Origin of the sequence: Streptomyces sp. NPDC047049 (assembly GCF_040643995.1) — a bacterium.
Lineage (GTDB): Bacteria > Actinomycetota > Actinomycetes > Streptomycetales > Streptomycetaceae > Streptomyces > Streptomyces mooreae.
In genome coordinates this window covers 93,053-108,959 of record NZ_JBEYVM010000016.1, presented here as the reverse complement: position 1 = coordinate 108,959, position 15,907 = coordinate 93,053, and the positions used below count along the sequence as shown (strand labels likewise).

The 15,907-nt window shown below is 71.6% G+C and carries 18 protein-coding genes; 11 read left to right on the top strand and 7 right to left on the bottom strand.

Annotated features, from left to right (window positions below; translation table 11 throughout):
- The first annotated feature begins 287 nt into the window (after positions 1 to 287).
- Together ABZ851_RS28130 and ABZ851_RS28125 are read left to right on the top strand one after the other, a co-directional pair.
- The gene (locus ABZ851_RS28130) at positions 288 to 449 is read left to right on the top strand and encodes a hypothetical protein (RefSeq protein ID WP_361133066.1); all 162 of its coding nucleotides are present in this window, start codon (positions 288 to 290) and stop codon (positions 447 to 449) included.
- On the top strand, positions 446 to 685 hold the full coding sequence (locus ABZ851_RS28125; protein ID WP_361133063.1) for a hypothetical protein: 240 nt from the start codon (positions 446 to 448) through the stop codon (positions 683 to 685). The genes ABZ851_RS28130 and ABZ851_RS28125 overlap by 4 nt, the downstream gene beginning before the upstream one ends.
- 191 nt (positions 686 to 876) lie before the next feature.
- On the opposite strand, the gene ABZ851_RS28120 is transcribed toward ABZ851_RS28125, so the two are convergent.
- Positions 877 to 1,098 (bottom strand): hypothetical protein, encoded by a 222-nt coding sequence (locus ABZ851_RS28120; protein ID WP_361133060.1) that lies wholly within the window; start codon positions 1,096 to 1,098, stop codon positions 877 to 879.
- Between the two features lie 96 nt (positions 1,099 to 1,194).
- Here ABZ851_RS28120 and ABZ851_RS28115 point away from each other — a divergent pair, with 96 nt between their 5' ends.
- Positions 1,195 to 2,070: an NAD(P)H-binding protein gene (locus ABZ851_RS28115; RefSeq protein ID WP_361133057.1), complete on the top strand. Its 876-nt coding sequence runs from the start codon at positions 1,195 to 1,197 to the stop codon at positions 2,068 to 2,070.
- Positions 2,071 to 2,123: 53 nt separating this feature from the next.
- Here the strand turns inward: ABZ851_RS28115 and ABZ851_RS28110 are convergent, their stop codons facing one another.
- The 3 genes from ABZ851_RS28110 to ABZ851_RS28100 are packed head-to-tail and all read right to left on the bottom strand — an operon-like array spanning position 2,124 to position 5,793.
- Entirely contained in the window at positions 2,124 to 3,242 is a 1,119-nt protein-coding gene (locus ABZ851_RS28110) for a DUF6801 domain-containing protein (protein WP_361133054.1), read from the bottom strand.
- Entirely contained in the window at positions 3,239 to 5,302 is a 2,064-nt protein-coding gene (locus ABZ851_RS28105) for an NACHT domain-containing protein (protein ID WP_361133051.1), read from the bottom strand. The genes ABZ851_RS28110 and ABZ851_RS28105 overlap by 4 nt, the downstream gene beginning before the upstream one ends.
- Before the next feature lie 44 nt (positions 5,303 to 5,346).
- On the bottom strand, positions 5,347 to 5,793 hold the full coding sequence (locus ABZ851_RS28100; RefSeq protein ID WP_336054418.1) for a hypothetical protein: 447 nt from the start codon (positions 5,791 to 5,793) through the stop codon (positions 5,347 to 5,349).
- A 332-nt stretch (positions 5,794 to 6,125) separates the two neighbouring features.
- On the opposite strand from ABZ851_RS28100, the gene ABZ851_RS28095 reads away from it, so the two are divergent.
- Positions 6,126 to 6,830 carry a DUF4232 domain-containing protein gene (locus ABZ851_RS28095; protein WP_361133048.1) on the top strand — a complete coding sequence of 235 codons (705 nt, stop codon included), beginning with the start codon at positions 6,126 to 6,128 and terminating at the stop codon, positions 6,828 to 6,830.
- A 130-nt stretch (positions 6,831 to 6,960) separates the two neighbouring features.
- On the opposite strand, the gene ABZ851_RS28090 is transcribed toward ABZ851_RS28095, so the two are convergent.
- Entirely contained in the window at positions 6,961 to 7,701 is a 741-nt protein-coding gene (locus ABZ851_RS28090; RefSeq protein WP_361133045.1) for an SDR family oxidoreductase, read from the bottom strand.
- A gap of 216 nt (positions 7,702 to 7,917) precedes the next feature.
- Here ABZ851_RS28090 and ABZ851_RS28085 point away from each other — a divergent pair, with 216 nt between their 5' ends.
- The 7 genes from ABZ851_RS28085 (at position 7,918) to ABZ851_RS28055 (ending at position 13,657) form a co-directional block, all read left to right on the top strand.
- Positions 7,918 to 8,742 (top strand): HipA family kinase, encoded by an 825-nt coding sequence (locus ABZ851_RS28085; protein WP_361133042.1) that lies wholly within the window; start codon positions 7,918 to 7,920, stop codon positions 8,740 to 8,742.
- Positions 8,739 to 9,134 (top strand): DUF3037 domain-containing protein, encoded by a 396-nt coding sequence (locus tag ABZ851_RS28080; protein WP_361133039.1) that lies wholly within the window; start codon positions 8,739 to 8,741, stop codon positions 9,132 to 9,134. Before ABZ851_RS28085 ends, ABZ851_RS28080 begins: the two co-directional genes overlap by 4 nt.
- A 278-nt stretch (positions 9,135 to 9,412) precedes the next feature.
- The gene (gene fabG / locus ABZ851_RS28075; RefSeq protein ID WP_088796372.1) at positions 9,413 to 10,174 is read left to right on the top strand and encodes a 3-oxoacyl-ACP reductase FabG; all 762 of its coding nucleotides are present in this window, start codon (positions 9,413 to 9,415) and stop codon (positions 10,172 to 10,174) included.
- Positions 10,175 to 10,203: 29 nt separating this feature from the next.
- Positions 10,204 to 10,974, top strand: coding sequence for an SDR family oxidoreductase (locus ABZ851_RS28070; RefSeq protein ID WP_361133036.1), 771 nt, complete (start codon positions 10,204 to 10,206; stop codon positions 10,972 to 10,974).
- A gap of 269 nt (positions 10,975 to 11,243) precedes the next feature.
- Complete coding sequence (locus tag ABZ851_RS28065; protein WP_088801884.1) at positions 11,244 to 11,912, top strand: uracil-DNA glycosylase; 669 nt, start codon at positions 11,244 to 11,246, stop codon at positions 11,910 to 11,912.
- Positions 11,913 to 12,051: 139 nt separating this feature from the next.
- On the top strand, positions 12,052 to 12,588 hold the full coding sequence (locus ABZ851_RS28060) for a hypothetical protein (RefSeq protein ID WP_361133234.1): 537 nt from the start codon (positions 12,052 to 12,054) through the stop codon (positions 12,586 to 12,588).
- Between the two features lie 160 nt (positions 12,589 to 12,748).
- Positions 12,749 to 13,657, top strand: a complete 909-nt coding sequence (locus ABZ851_RS28055; RefSeq protein ID WP_361133033.1) for a Gfo/Idh/MocA family oxidoreductase — start codon at positions 12,749 to 12,751, stop codon at positions 13,655 to 13,657.
- Here ABZ851_RS28055 and lnt read toward each other — a convergent pair.
- A complete protein-coding gene (lnt, locus tag ABZ851_RS28050) occupies positions 13,626 to 15,233 on the bottom strand; it encodes an apolipoprotein N-acyltransferase (protein WP_361133030.1) in 1,608 nt (535 codons plus the stop codon). The genes ABZ851_RS28055 and lnt overlap by 32 nt on opposite strands.
- A 130-nt stretch (positions 15,234 to 15,363) precedes the next feature.
- Entirely contained in the window at positions 15,364 to 15,846 is a 483-nt protein-coding gene (locus ABZ851_RS28045) for a nuclear transport factor 2 family protein (protein WP_361133027.1), read from the bottom strand.
- Positions 15,847 to 15,907: the final 61 nt, after the last annotated feature.

Sequence of the window (15,907 nt, the reverse complement as noted above, 5' to 3'; positions counted from 1 at the left end):
GAAACGGGCCCGCCGTCGTGCCAGGGATGGCCGGATCCTTACCCGCCCCGGTGGCGGTGGCAGGAGGAATTGCCGGCCGGTCGGGACTCCCCAGGTTCTCCCCGACGCTCAGGGCGGCCGGCTCCATGGGTGGGGGCGTGGGTGTGAGCACGGGTATGCCTGCCCGGCGGCGTGCGGTGCGGGTGAGCGCGGGACGAGTAGGGGGTCAAGCATCTGACGCCTACCCGGACACCACCGCACCCCAGTGACGCCACCGCACCACCAGTGAGGACAAGGACCGAGAACCGATGGCAGCCCGCACCACCCCCGCGCCGCTGACCGCCGATGCGGATCTCGCCGCCGCGTTCGAGGTTCTCGGCCAGAAGTGGAACGGCATCACCCTCCACACCCTGGCCACTCGCCCCGCCCGCTTCGGTGAACTGCGCACCGCCATCGGCCGCACAGCGTGAAGATGCTCGCCGGCCGGATCGACGTCCGTGACGACCTCGCCGCTCTACGCGCCCCCACCCTGGTCATCTCCACCATCGCCGACCACTTGGCACCGCCCGCCCTGCACCGGCACCTCGCCGACACCATTTCCGGCGCCCAGTTCGTGGAGATCCCCACCGGCCACCTGCCCATGGTGGAACGCCCCGAGGAATGGCAGAAGCTCATCACCGACTTCCTCGAGCAGCACCGCGCCTGAGACTCACCGCTGGTGGGGGCCGTGCCGAGGGCGAGGATGCCCCGCCGGCGGTGCCAGGCAGGTCCGCAGCACGCTCACCACCGCCGCCCGGCGCCCCTTCCCGCGCGCACGCCGGCGGCACCCGGCCGGCCAGGGCCCGCGGCGAGCCCCGCCCGGCAGTGGCGGCGTGCCGCCTCCAGGCTCCCGAAGGGCTACTCCCTGGCCGGGTCGGCGCCCGGCCGCTTGACGATCCGATCGTTGACCTCGATCGACTTCCAGAGCCGGCGGCCGATCCGGACCTTCATGGATGCGCCGTCCGCAAGGCGGACTTCGACGAAGTGGTACATGTTCGAGCCGTCGGGCATGCCCCGGGACTTATGGGTGACGACGCCTTCCCAGTGGTCGTCTCGTCCGACTTTGTGAGATGTGAACATGCCGTGAGCCTACGAGCGACGGCAGCCGGTCCTGTAGATCCTTGAGTCATCTCCTGGGGATGACATATGTCCTGCCGGGCCACCGCAGCCGTTCCCTTGCCGCGGCCGCCTCACCCGGGCGAGAACGCAGAGCGGGTACGGCAGGGCAGCTTCACCGACGCCGCCGGCCTCGCGCACGCCTTCGAGGGTGCCTCGCAGGTGCTCATCGTCTCCGTCGACACAATGGGCGAAGAATGCGTCAGACAGCACCGCACCGCGATCGAGGCGGCCGTCGCCGCGGGCGCCCGTCGCATCCTCTACACCAGTCATATGGGGGCAAGCGCCACGTCGCACTTCCAGGCCTGCCGCGACCATGCCGCCACGGAGGAGGCACTGCGCGCCTGTGGTGTGCCCTTCACCTCGCTGCGCAACGGCTTCTACACCACCAGCGCGCTGCACTTCCTCGGCAACGCGGTGGAGTCCGGCCGGTTCGCGCTCCCCGAGGACGGGCCGGTCGCCTGGACCGCGCACGCCGACCTCGCCGACGCAACCGCCGCCATCCTGGCCGACGAAGGCCGCTTCGACGGCCCTACGCCGCCGCTCACGGGGGGACAGTCGCTCTCCTTCGACGACATCGCCGCCCTCGCCACCGAACTCGCGGGCCGCACCATGACGCGAACCACCGTCCCCGACGACCAGTTCCGGGAGCAGCTGGTGAGCCAAGGCGTCCCCAGCGAGGTGGCGGACCAGTTGCTCGGCATCTTCGCCGCCGGCCGGGCCGGCGAGTTCGCCACCGTCGACCCGACCTGGCCTCCCTGCTCGGCCGCGAACCCCTCACCCTGGGCACGGTGTTGCGCGAGCAACTGTCCGCAGGCTGATCCACGGAGGGGCAGCGCCGGATGTCGCTACCGCCAGTCGTCGCCATGCCGTCCGCCGGGCCAGGGCCAAGCCGACCGCCGGACAGCGCTCTGCCCGCGAGCGGAGGTGAGCTGAGGGGCGGCCGGCTCCGCCCGGGCCCGTATCCCCTTCCGCGGCGCCGCGCCCTCTCAGTCCTCCGCTCGGCGTTTTCTCCGGCGTGCGCCGAGGCCGACCAGCGCTGCGGCGGTGCCTGTCACAAGGACGCCCAACGCCAGTGCGACCAGGTGCTTGGGGTCCGGGGCAGCGTGTTTGCCGTCCGGCGTGCTCGTGGGGTCGTTCCTTGGCGTGTCGGCTGTCGGTGCTCCCGGCGAGGGGGACGGGGAACGGGGCGGCACGGACCCGGTCGTGCTGGGTGACGGACTCGGTGTGGTGGTCGTATGCGATGTCGAACGGGCGGTCCCCGCTCCCGCCCGCGTGCCCGCGGCGGATCCGCCGGAGGTCCCGGAACCGCTCCCGTCGGCCCCCGTCCCTCTCCCCGGCCCTGGCCCTGTCCCCGTCCCTCTCCCCGGCCCCGTCCCTCTCCCCGGCCCGGGCCCCGGCCCCGTCTCTCGCCCCGGCCCCGGTCCCGTCACCGTCCCCGTCGGCTTCACCGCCTTCGTGACGACGAGCGAGTGCAGGACCGTGTTCTGTCCGGGGTTCACCGTGCAGGCCGCGTTCATCGTGCCCACCTGCGTGAGGTTGCCGTGCGCGTCCCTCGGGGCGAGGTGCAGGCCGAGGTCGCCGACGGTGACCTTCGCGTTGCCCGGCCGGGTGAAAGTGACGGCGGGCGCGGTGCCCTTGGCGGACATGTCGAACGCGCCGGAGGCCGGGATGGAGGTCCGGGGGATCGTCATGGGCACGGACAGGCGCCTGTCGCCCTGCGGCGCGGACACGCCGGCGGTCCCGTCCACGGAGCCCTCCAGGGTTCTGGCGCCGACGAGCGGAGCCAGCCCGGTGAAGCTCGCGTCCACCGTCGCCACGCCGTTCACGGCGGCTCTCGGGCTGGAGTCGCCGGCTTCGAGCGAACCCGGGAGGTCCGTGCTGACCCTCATCGTCACCGGCACGGTGCCGATGCCTGTGAACGCACAGGTGTAGCTCAGCTCGATCGACGCCGGTTGCGCGGAGGCGGGCGCGGTGCCCCAGGTCGCCGCGACGCCCAGTGCGGCCGTCATCGCTCCGGCGGCTCCCAGGGCCGCCGCTCCGATGCCGTACGTCCGCGTGCCGTACGTCCGCGTGCCGCCGCGGGCGGTGCCGTGCCCGGCGCTCACCGGCTCCCGCCTTCCTTCGGCTGTTCGTGTCGCCGGTGGGCCTCGGCGAGACGGTCCCGCAGCCGGGCGTGGCGGAACTGGTAGACCGCGCCGGCCTGGCGCAGTACGCCTCGGGCGCGGGCGTCGTCCAGGAAGGCGTTCACCCGCCAGGGGAGGCGTCCTGACAGGGGCAGCCAGAGGCGGACCAGGACCACCCACCGGCCCCACGCGGTCAGCGTGCCGACCCCGACCGCGGCCGCGAGTCCGGCGCCGATCCCGGAGGGGAGGCCGAGGGCGAAGCCGTTGAAATGCGTGACAACGGCTCCGTATCCGAGCCCGAGGACCAGCCCCACCACGCCCACTTGGACGAGCACGATGGTGCGGTTGGTGCGCAAAAGGTCCGTCGCGCTGACTGATTCCTCCGGCTTGGCGTCCGTCTCGAGCCACGCCACCAGCGCGACGAGGACCCCGGCCGCCAGTCCGAGCAGGGGCCCGGCCACGAGCCAGTTCCCGAAGAGCAGGGCGGCCACGGTCCAGGGACAGGACAGGAGCATCGCGTGGACCGCGAATCCGCCACCCAGGACGATCCCGAAAATCAGTCCGCCGGCCAGCCCGACACCGACTCTGGGGAGGAAGCTCTCCCGTACTCTCCTCGACCTCACCTTCCTCGACTCGCCGCGGACCCGGATCTGCATGCGGGACGGCTTGAATGCCCCGCCGACCTTGAGTCTCGACGCGAATCCGTGCACGAGCCCGAAGGCCAGCCCGATTGCCGGCATGTTCGGAAACATGGCCAGGAGCGTCGCCGGGGGATTGCCCGTGAGGGCAAAGGCGAGTGCCACCGCGGTCCCCGACACGAGCCCGCACAGGACCCCGGAGACGGCCATGCGGGCGGGCAGGCTCATGGTCGTGCCCAGCTGCCACCACTCGATGTCCTGCGCGCCGATGTGGGTGTCGGGCTGCTGCGCGTCCGTCTTCTGTTTCATCAGGTGCGTGGCGAGATAGCCGAGCCAGTGGCCTGCGCGTTCGGCGCTCCACCGTCGGCGCTTCGGGACGGACAGGTTGAGGAGGGAGTCGTACGTCCTGGGGACGAAGGAGTCCAGGAGGCGCCTCTCCAGCGCGTCCTGGGAGCTGGACTCCGCGAGTTTCAGCAAGCATTGAGGATCGCCGCCGGAGGCGTGGAAGGCCTCGGCCATGGTGAGCATCAGGGGAGTGGCCAGTACGGAGGCGAGCCGGGCCGCTGCCGGTCCGCCGGTGTGGCTGCTCAACCGGTCCAGGACGGGCGCCCATCCGGCCGAGGCGTCGAGGCGGGCGGAGCAGTCGTCGAAGGTGAGGTCCGTCAGTTCGATCCCCGGAAAGAGCCCTTCGCCCGGCTTGATGCCGCCGAGCGCTTCGTGACGGCTCGTCAGCAGCAGCGGCAGTTTGCAGGCCTCGAGTTGCCGCAGCGCGGGTTGGTAATGGTCCTCCGCCATCTCGTCGAACCCGTCGAGGATCGCCAGCACGTGGCCCATGACGATCAGTTGCGTGGACCATGTCCGTCCATGGGGAACCCGCCTGGCCAGGAAGGGGTGATCCCGCTCCAGGCGGTCGATCAGCCAGTCCCGCAGGGACACGGCGGTGGGGTCCCATGATCCAGGACTGAAGATCACCGGCACTGGTGCCTTGTCGGTCCAGTCGGCGTCCTCCAGCCAGGCCTGCGCGAAGCGCCGGACCAGGATGGTCTTCCCCGAACCGGCCCGGCCCACCACCAGCAGTCGGCGGCGCCTTTCCTCCTTGTAGACAGCCGCGAGGTGCCTCAGCGGACCCGCCAGATCCAGCGGGGAAGCGTCCGCCAGCGCCGCCGAGGTCTCCCGGGCGCCGTTCCTCCGGCCGGTCAGCTCCTCGGGTGCCGCTCGGCAGTGCACGGGCAGCGGATGCCCGCTCCGCAACTGCTGCTGAACCTGGTCCTGCCCCAGGTCGGTGAGGACCCTCTGCCTGAGGGCGTGCAGGTTCTCGGCCGGCGTGACCGGGCGACGGCCCGACCCGGAGACGACCGTTACGCCGTCCCCTGTGAAGATGTTCGCATGGTTGTCCCCTGCCACGGCGACGGAGCGCGCGCCGTCCGCTCGCGCACCGGGCCGGTCACTCACCCTAGGGGGGCGCCCCCCGCGCCGTCGCCGGTGGAGATACGCCCCGAGTTATCCCCGCCCACGGCAACGGAGCGCTCGCCCTCGGCGTGGACGACGCGGGGAGGCGGAGTGGCGGGGAGCAGAGCCGAGAGTTCCGCGGCGAGGTCCGGTGCCTCCGTGAGTGCCGTGCGCAGCGCGATCCTCAGCTCCGCGCGGTGCAGGGCGAGCATGTCCGGGTCGGCGCCCGCCTCCGCGAGGCGTACGACCGCGGTGCGCACGGGGGCGGGGTCGGGGGCCGTGTCGGCGTCATGGTTCAGGAGCCTGTGGATGAGGCGCTGCCCCAGCTGTACGGTCGCGTCGGCGGCCGCATCCCGGGTTCTGGTCAGCACGCTCACGCCGTAGGCGGCGGCCGCGGCTTCGGCGGCCGGCACGATCTGGTCGAGCAGTGCAGTGGTGTCCAGCACAGGTCATCCTCTTGCCGCGCAAGCGAGTTCGGGCCTTGATGCTAGCCATGCGAGCGCCCCTTGGGGGCGGTTCGGCCGTGGACGTCCGAAAACATGCCTGACTCGCTCTCTTTTTGAGCGTCAGGATCGAATTCGCCCGTCATGTGATCGCTTTCAGAAGTCCGGTCGGCCGTCGTGTCCCCGTTGGAGCCAACACCGCGGACCGGCCCGCCGATTCGGGTGTTACCCGTGCGTAGGGCCGGCAGTGGCGTGAGTGAGAATAGGGACACCGACGAGGGGCTGACGGGGCTTCAGCCCGGCCCCTCTCTCCCTGAACGCAACGAGGAGTACCTGTGAACCGCACCTGCACCGCCCGCATACGACGTGTCGCGCTCACCGCGGCTGCCGGTGTAGCGCTCGCGGTGACCGTCACCGCCTGCGGCAAGGACGGCGGTAGCGGGTCGGCCTCGGCCGGCGACGCCGCGGCATCCGCCAAGGCCACCGCGGAATCGTCGAGCGGTGCGTCCCAGGAGGGCTCGGGCAGCGGCAAGAAGGCCGGTTCTTCTTCGAACGGGGGCACGTCGTCGAAGGACGGTTCGTCCTCGTCGGGCTCCAAGCCGGGCCCGTCCGGTGACAAGAAGGGCTACGGGCAGTCCTGCGGGGCCAACGATCTGAAGTTCTCGGCGCGCTCCGAGACTCAGGCGGGCGGCTACATCCTGCTGTCCGCCCGCGCCAAGCCCGGCATCACCTGCACGATCCCCAGCGGGCTGCCCTCGGTCTCCTTCGGCTCCAAGGGCATCGAGGCGCAACCCGCCGAGCAGGCGGTCGGCCCGGCGATCACGCTCAGCGGCTCCAAGACCGCCTACGCCGGGGTCAACCCCAAGACCACCAACAACAATGACGGCGTCGAGTTCACGTTCCTCATCGCCGCCATCGGCACCTCCGACCCGAACCCGGCGAGCGTCTCCACCGGCTCCGTCACGGTCGACAGGCCCATCGTCACCAACTGGCACACCACCCCCGCCGACGCGGTCCCCGGCGACGGCACGGACAACTGACGCCTCACACCGCACGGCCCCGATCCGGACGCCGGAGTCGGGGCCGCAGTGCGTTCGCGGGGACGGGAACAACCACTGGGGACGGGAACAACCCCTGGGGAACTGGTATGCGTAAAGCCAGTCAGGGCCCTCAGGTCAGATTCAGCCCGCCATCCATCACGATGACCTCGCCGGTGAGATAGGTGCTGTCGATCACCGAGGCCACCAGGTCGGCCACGTCGGCGGGCTGTGCCGGACGCCGCATGGGCGCGCGGTCCCGCCACAGTTCGTGCGCGTGCGCCCAGTCCTTCGTCATCGGCGTGTCCACCAGCCCCGGAGCCACCGCGTTGACCCGCACTTCGGGCCCGAGCGCGGCCGCGAGCAGCCGCGTCACGTGATTGAGCGCGGCCTTGCTCGCCGCGTACGGCACCGACGAGCCCTTGGGGCGCACCCCCGCGTGGCTGGTGATGTTCACTATGCTGCCGCCCGCAGGGGAGGTACGCAGCGCCGGAAGTGCCGCCGTGCACAGCACCCATGGCGCGATCAAATTGACTTCCAGCAGCTGCCGCCAGTCTGCCGGCGTCGCCGCGGCCAGGTCGTCGTGCGGGATCGGCCAGCTGATGCCCGCGTTGTTCACCAGCACGTCCAGCCGCCCGTACCGGCCGAGCGCCGCCTCGACCAGCCCGCGGGCCTCCTCCTCCACCGCCAGGTCGGCCTGCACGTACGCACCGCCGAGCTCCGCCGCCAGAGCCTGACCGGCCTCCGCACTCCGCCGCGAGTGCACGACGACCCGCATCCCGTCCCTGGCCAGCCGCCGCGCGACGGCCTCCCCGATCCCCGACGTGGACCCGCTGACCAGGGCGACGGGCCGATCCGCCTGTTCTGTCCTCATGCCGCCTGATCCTGCCACGGCAGGAGCTGAACTCTGATCGCTCATCACAAGCAGCAACTCGGCTGCAGTCACCGGGCCCAGGGGCCCGACGTCACCGTGGAGCAAACTCTCCAGAATCTCCCCAAAGCTGAGCGTGGCCGGCTCCGGGCGTGTGCGTCATAGGGGGCGGTGCGAATGGAAAGGCCGAGCACTCCTGCAGTCCTATAGCCTGGCAAAATGCTGACCGAAGTCATGGCGACCCGCTATGTCACGCCGTTGCGTGAAGGCGGATCGCTTCCGGGGATCGTCGAGGCCGACGACCTCGGTACCTACGTGATGAAGTTCACCGGTGCCGGGCAGGGGCGGAAGACGCTCGTTGCCGAGGTGATCTGCGGAGAGCTGGGCCGGCGGCTCGGGCTGCGGGTGCCGGAGCTGGTGCGGATGCAGCTCGATCCCGTCATCGGGCTGGGGGAGCCGGACCAGGAGGTCCAGGAGCTGCTGAAGGCCAGCGGGGGGCTCAACCTGGGGATGGACTTCCTCCCCGGGGCGCTGGGCTTCGATCCGCTCGCCTTCGAGGTGAGTGCGCGCGAGGCGGGCCGGGTGGTGTGGTTCGACGCCCTGATCAACAACGTCGACCGGTCCTGGCGCAATCCCAATCTGCTGGTCTGGCACGGCGAACTGTGGCTGATCGACCATGGCGCGGCGATGATCTGGCACCACAACTGGCCGAGTGCGCACAAGGCTTCGGCCCGGCCGTACAACGCTTCCGACCATGTGCTGGCCACCTTCGGGCCGGATATCGCGGCGGCTGCCGAGGAGTTCGTTCCGCTGATCACCGAGGAGCTGCTGACCGGGATCGCGGCCGAGGTGCCGGACGAATGGCTGGGCGGCGAGCCCGGCTTCGATTCCCCGGACGCGTTGCGCCAGGCATATGTGAGCACGCTGCTGGCCCGCGCCGGGACGATCAGCGAACGGATCACCCTCGGGGAGCCCACCGAGGACAAGCCCTCGCAGGCACCGGAATGGCTGGCCGCACGGCTGGTACGGAGGGCAGTGAAGTGACCGGTCTGCACAACGGGCGCGATGTCTTCGAGTACGCGCTGCTGAAGGTCGTACCCAGGGTCGAGCGTGGCGAGATGATCAATGCCGGTGTGGTCGTGTACTGCCACGCCCGGCGCTTCGTCGAGGCCAGGACCCATCTGGACGAGGCCCGGCTGCTGGCCCTGGACCCCACGACCGACGTGGCCGGGGTGCGGGCCGCGCTCGGTGCCGTCGAGGGCATCTGCCGGGGCGGCGAGCGGGCCGGACAGGCGGCGGGGGACGACGCGGGACGCCGTTTCCGCTGGCTGATGGCGCCGCGCAGCACCATCGTCCAGCCGGGCCCGGTGCATACCGGCCTGACCGCAGATCCCGCTGCCGAGGTCGAGCGGCTGATGGAGCTGTTGGTGCGCTGAGGGTGCGCTGAGGTCTTGCGGGTCCGCCGGTCAGGGCGCCCGGTTCCGTCTCCGGTGCGGAACCGGGCGCCCTTTCGCGTGGCGCGGTCGGGTGACGTGATCGCGCCAGGCTCCGGCCTGCCTTGCAGGTGAGGTGTGCAACGGCGCGGTGGTGGGGCGTTGACAGCGGGTTGCCGGGCTTCTAGCGTCAGCCCTGCTCAGGGTACTAAGCGGTTGCTCACCCACGGGATCGGTGGGGCGGACCGCTTGTCGAGGTTTCGAGGGTGAGGAGAACCCGCATGTCCACCACCGAGCAGCGCGTTGCCATCGTGACGGGCGCGGCCCGCGGTATCGGCGCGGCCACCGCCGTCCGCCTGGCCGCCGAGGGGCGCGCGGTCGCCGTACTGGACCTCGACGAGGCGGCGTGCAAGGACACCGTCGAGACGATCACCAAGGCCGGCGGCAAGGCCATCGCGGTCGGCTGTGACGTCTCCGACGCCGAGCAGGTCGACGCGGCGGTCGCCCGTGTCGCGTCCGAGCTCGGCGCCCCGACGGTCCTCGTCAACAACGCCGGTGTGCTCCGCGACAACCTGCTGTTCAAGATGAGTGAGACCGACTGGGACACGGTCATGAACGTGCACCTGCGCGGTGCCTTCCTGATGTCCCGCGCCTGCCAGAAGCACATGGTGGACGCCAAGTTCGGCCGGATCGTGAACCTCTCCTCCAGCTCGGCGCTCGGCAACCGCGGCCAGGTCAACTACTCCGCGGCCAAGGCCGGTCTGCAGGGATTCACCAAGACCCTCGCCATCGAACTCGGCAAGTTCGGCGTCACCGCCAATGCCGTCGCCCCCGGTTTCATCGTCACCGACATGACCGCCGCCACCGCCGAGCGCGTCGGCATGGGCTTCGAGGAGTTCCAGGCCGCGGCCGCCACCCAGATCCCGGTGCAGCGCGTCGGCCGCCCCGAGGACATCGCCAACGCCATCGCCTTCTTCACCGGTGAGGCGGCCGGCTTCGTGTCCGGCCAGGTCATGTACGTCGCCGGCGGCCCGCTCAACTGACCGCCCCACCGACTCCAGGAGTACAGGACATGACCGAGCAGGACAGCGGGCTCCCCGAGCTCACCGGCAAGGTGGCGCTGGTCACCGGCGGCAGCCGCGGCATCGGCTACGGCATCGCCGAGGCACTGGTGGCCCGCGGTGACCGGGTCGTCATCACCGGCCGCAACGAGGACTCCCTCAAGGAGGCCGCCGAGAAGCTGGGCGCGGACCGGGTGATCGGCGTCGCCGGCAAGGCGCATGACGAGGCCCACCAGGCCGTCACCGTCGAGCGCGCGATGGAGACCTTCGGCCGCGTCGACTACCTCGTCAACAACGCCGGTACGAACCCGGTGTTCGGCCCTGTCGCCGACCTCGACCTGGGCGTCGCGCGCAAGGTGTTCGAGACCAATGTCGTCTCGGCACTGGGCTTCGCGCAGCGCACCTGGCACGCCTGGCAGAAGGACAACGGCGGCGCGATCGTCAACATCGCCTCGATCGCCGGCCTCAATGCCTCGCCCTTCGTCGGTGCGTACGGGATCAGCAAGGCCGCCATGATCAACCTGACGCTGCAGCTCGGCCACGAGTTCGCCCCCGGGGTGCGGGTCAACGCGATCGCGCCGGCGGTGGTCAAGACGAAGTTCGCGGCGGCGCTGTACGAGAACCGTGAGGAGGAGGCGGCGGCCGGCTACCCGATGGGGCGGCTCGGTGTCCCGGAGGACATCGGCGGGGCCGCGGCCTTCCTGCTGTCCGACGCCGCCGGCTGGATCACCGGCCAGACCCTGGTCGTGGACGGCGGACTGTTCCTGAACGTCGGCGTCTGACGGCACCGGGCGGGCCCGGAGGCCCTGCCGTGGTGTGCGCTCCAGGAGACAGCGTCCGTGGTGCCGGTCCCCGTCGGGAGCCGGCACCACGTTCGTTCGCCGGCGGACCTGCCGGGGAGATGGCCGGGGGACCGGCTGGGCACAGCGGCCGGTACCGGGGCGGCCGGTACCGTGGCCACCGGCCCTCGGACGGCATTGTCAGTGGTCGCCGGTAGGTTCTGGGAGTGAGAACGCAATGCACACCGGAGGTTGTTGACGTGGTGACCGACATGCTGCCCGAATCCTGGCGCGGGGTCCTCGGCGAGGAGTTGGAGAAGCCCTATTTCAAGGAGCTCACCGACTTCGTCGAGCAGGAGCGGGCCGCCGGTCCCGTCTACCCGCCCCGCGAGCAGGTCTTCGCGGCGCTGGAGGCGACGCCCTACGACCAGGTGAAGGTGCTCATCCTGGGACAGGACCCGTACCACGGCGCCGGCCAGGGGCACGGACTGTGTTTCTCCGTGCAGCCCGGCGTCAAGACACCGCCGTCGCTGCGCAACATCTACAAGGAGATGAAGGAGGAACTGGGCCACCCGGTTCCGGACAACGGATATCTGATGCCCTGGGCCCAGCAGGGAGTGCTGCTGCTGAACGCCGTCCTCACGGTCCGCGAGGCCGAGCCCAATTCGCACAAGGGCAAGGGATGGGAGAAGGTCACCGACGCGGTCATCCGTGCCGTGGCCTCCCGGCCCGACCCGGCGGTCTTCGTGCTCTGGGGGAATTACGCCAAGAAGAAGCTGCCGCTGATCGACGAGGAGCGGCATGCCGTGGTGCAGGGTGCGCACCCCTCCCCGCTGTCGGCGAAGAAGTTCTTCGGCTCCCGCCCCTTCACCCAGATCGATGCGGCGGTCGCCGCACAGGGGCACACCCCGATCGACTGGCGGATCCCTGACCTGGGCTGAGCCGTCCGGCCCGTCCGGCCGATCATGGCGGGGGAGTCCACCACCCGGTGCGTCGCGCACACCGCGCGCAGGTCCCCTCCGGCGGTTAGCGTCGGGGGAACGGCAGTGACCGTGGTGAGCGGATACGGAGTGCACGGTGGTGGACAAGCGGCGGGAGGCGACGCCCGAGGACGGGATGCTGACCCGGATCGGCCAGGCGATCATGTTGCATCGCGCGGGCGACCGGGAAGAGGCACGCAACCGTCTCTCGGCGCTGTGGCACGAGATCGGGCCGCACGGAGACGCCTTCCACCGCTGCACTCTCGCCCACTACATGGCCGACACCCAGGACGACCCCAGGGACGAGCTCGACTGGGACCTCAGGGCCCTGGAAGCGGCCGAGGGCTTTGTCACCGAACGGCCCGGGAACACCGACGCGCCGGAAGCGCCGAAGGTGGCCGACGGCCCCGGCCCCCGCCACCCCCTCGTCGCCCTCCGGGCATTCTTCCCCTCGCTGCACCTCAATATCGCGGCCGACTACGCCGCCCTGGACCGGCCTGCCGATGCGCGGGCGCAGCTGCGGCGCGCCCGGGCCTCGGTCAACGCCCTCGCCGACGGCGAATACCGCCAGGGCTTGCGGGACGCCATCGACCGGCTCCAGCTACGGCTCGACGGCACCGCGCGCCACACCCCGTAGAACCGTGGTCTACGCCCGGTGAGGCGGCGTGCTCGGCGCCGCCGGATGGGGCGGGCGGCTTCTCGCAGGACGATGCGGGCGACGCCGTAGGGGCCATGGCCGGCACGTATGCTTCCGGCACGCGAGGCACCAGGGCCGCGGCGCAACCCAAGGAGCACGAGTGAAGGTCGGCTGCATCGGACTCGGCGACATCGCCCAGAAGGCGTACCTCCCCGTGCTGAGTACCCAACCCGGGCTCGAACTGCATCTGCACACCCGCACCCCGGCCACCCTCGAACGCGTCGGCGCCGCTCACCGGCTGCCCGGGGCACGGCTCCACGGCGACCTGGACTCGCTGCTCGCCACCGGTCTGGACGCGGCCTTCGTGCACGCCGCCACCGCCGCCCACCCCGAGATCGTGAACCGGCTGATCGAAGCAGGTGTGCCGACCTATGTCGACAAGCCGCTCTCCTACGAACTCGCCACCTCCCAGCGCCTCGTCGCGCTCGCCGAAGCCCGTGGAGTGGGGCTCACCGTCGGCTTCAACCGCCGATTCGCTCCCGCTTACGCCCAGTGCCGCGAGCACGCCCGCGATCTGATCCTGATGCAGAAGAACCGGATCGGACTGCCCGAGGACCCGCGCACGCTCGTGCTGGACGACTTCATCCACGTCGTGGACACCCTGCGGTTCCTCGTCCCCGGCGAGATCGACCACATCGATGTGCGGGCCCGGATCCGTGACGGGCTGATGCAGCATGTGGTGCTGCAGCTCTCCGGTGACGGCTTCACCGCTCTCGGCACCATGAACCGCCTGAGCGGATCCACCGAGGAGATCCTGGACGTTTCCGGACAGGACACCAAGCGCCAGGTCGTCAATCTCGCCGAGGTCATCGACCACAAGGGGCAGCCGAGCATCCGGCGCCGCGGCGACTGGGTGCCGGTCGCCCGGCAGCGCGGCATCGAGCAGATCGTCCTGGCGTTCCTGGACGACGTCCGGGCCGGCCGGCAGGCGTCCGCCGAGGACGCCCTGCGCACCCATGAGCTGTGCGAACGGGTGATCACCGACGCGCTCGCGCAGTCCGCCTGCTGAACGCCCGCAGCCCCACGTACCCGCCGGCGAGCACCAGCGCACCCATCGCCCCGTACACCGCCCAGTCACCGAACCGGGTGTACGGGCTGGTGCCCGCGGCCAGCGGCAGATCGTAGACGGCCGCCGCACTGCGGTCGGTGCCCAGGCGTTCGCCGATCTGCTCACCCCGGGGGCCGTACACCGCACTGATGCCGGTGAGCGTGGCGTGCACCATGGGCCGCCAGGTCTCCGCGGCCCGCAGCGCGGCCAGTGACGCATGCTGGGCGGGCGCCCAGCTGTCCTGGAAGGTCGAGGTCGAGGACTGGGCGACCAGCACACGGGCGCCGTCGCGCGCCAGATGGCGGCTCATGTCGGGAAAGGCGGTCTCGAAGCACACCAGTGGCCCGATGCGCAGCCCGCCCGCGGCGGCGACCGGCATCACCACCTCGCCGGTGCCGCGCAGCCGGTCGCTGGGGGCCGCCTTGCCGACCCGCGTCGCCCAGCCCAGTACGGACCGGAACGGTATGTACTCGCCGAAGGGCACCAGCCGCATCTTGGCGTAGCGGTCCCCGGTGGGTCCGTCCGGGCCGATCAGGACCGCGCTCTTGGAGATGCCCGGCCGTTCGGCGTGCGCGGAGTCGGCGTTGATCAGCAGCTCGGCGCCGGTCCGCCGGGAGAGGGCGGCGAGGCGGGCGGCGAGCGCCGGGTGGTCCGCCGGGTCCGTGTAGAGGCTGCTCTCGCCCCAGACGACCAGGCGCACCCCGCGGCCCGCCAGCGACCGGGTCAGGGCCTCGCTGCGGTCCAGGCGGGCCGCGGGGGTGCCGGTCCGGTTCGGCTGGACGACCGCGACCCGCACCGTGCCGGTGATGCGGGGGACCGGCGCCCAGAACCAGGCCACGGTGGCCGCCAGCGCGCACACCAGCAGCCCGGCGACGGCGGGCAGCCGTGCCGCCGGGCGGGCGATCAGCTCGGCCACCGCCGTGTTCACCGCCACCACCAGCAGGCTCACCAGCCACACCCCGCCGACCGACGCCAGCCGCAGCGCGGGCGGCACCTGCCACTGACTGGCGCCCAGCAGCCCCCAGGGGCCGCCCAAGTACTCCCAGGAACGGACCAGTTCCACCATCAGCCAGCCCGAGGGCACCAGCACCAGCGCGGCGGTGCACCGTGCGCCCGTCGCCAGCCGCCCTGCCGCAGAGGCTTCCCCGGACCTCGTCCGCGCGGGCCCCCCGCGCGCCGCCCCGCCCGCCGCCGGCGCGTCCCCCAGCAGCACGCGCACCAGCACTCCCCAGGGGGCCCAGAACGCACCGAGCAGCAGGGCGAGCACGAGGATGAAGATGTGCAGGCTGGGCAGCAGCCAATGGTGGACGGCCAGGATGAAGCCGGTGCCGCCCAGCCAGCCGTCCAGCGCCGCCCGCCGGCGGGTCGGTGCCGACCGCACCAGCAGCAGCCAGGGCACCAGCGCGACATACGCCAGCCACCACCACGACGGCGCGGGGAAGGTGAGGGCCGGCACCGCACCGGCGAGCGCGGCGGCCACGCCCCGGGTCCAGGGGGAGCCGAGCCACCGCGCCGGACGGCCTGACGGTGTGTCCATGCGGCCTCCCTGGATGCGGCCGGCCCGCTTCCGGTCCTGCCCGGTCGGACGGCCAGTGTGCGCGGCGGGGCCGACCGGGGAAAGAGCGGCCGCCGCAACGGCCGGACCGGGGGACTCCCGGCGGGGGCGGTCACTCACCGTCGACCCATACCTCACGCCACTTCTCGTGGACGACGACGCCGGTCAGCCGCCAGCCGTCGGCGGTGCGCCGGGCGGTGAACTCGTAGCGGCCGGCGCAGGTGTAATTGGGGGCGGTCGGGCCGCCCCCGCCCTCCGTGGCGGGCCCGGCGAGCCGCATCGGGTTGAAGTAGTCGGCCTGGACGGTGGCGGAGTCCCCGGAGGCACCGTCCCGGCGGGCGAGGGTGATGCGGCGGTTGACGATCAGATGCTGCCGGATGGCGAAGTGCTGCAGCATCTCGCCGAGCCAGACGGCGATCTCGTCCACGCCGCCCTCGATGCCGCCCGCGGAGCGGTAGTCGGCCCGGCCGTCCGGGGTGAACAGGGCCCGGTAGCCGGGCCAGTCGCCGTCGTCCACGGCGATGGCGTACCCGGTGATCAGATCATCGAGGGCGAGGCGGTCCATGACAGTGGAGTGTTCCGCGCGCTGCGTCATCATCTCAGTTTTCGGCATCCGCGAGGCCCCCGCCAAGAGGCGGGGGCCGTCCGGCGCGGCG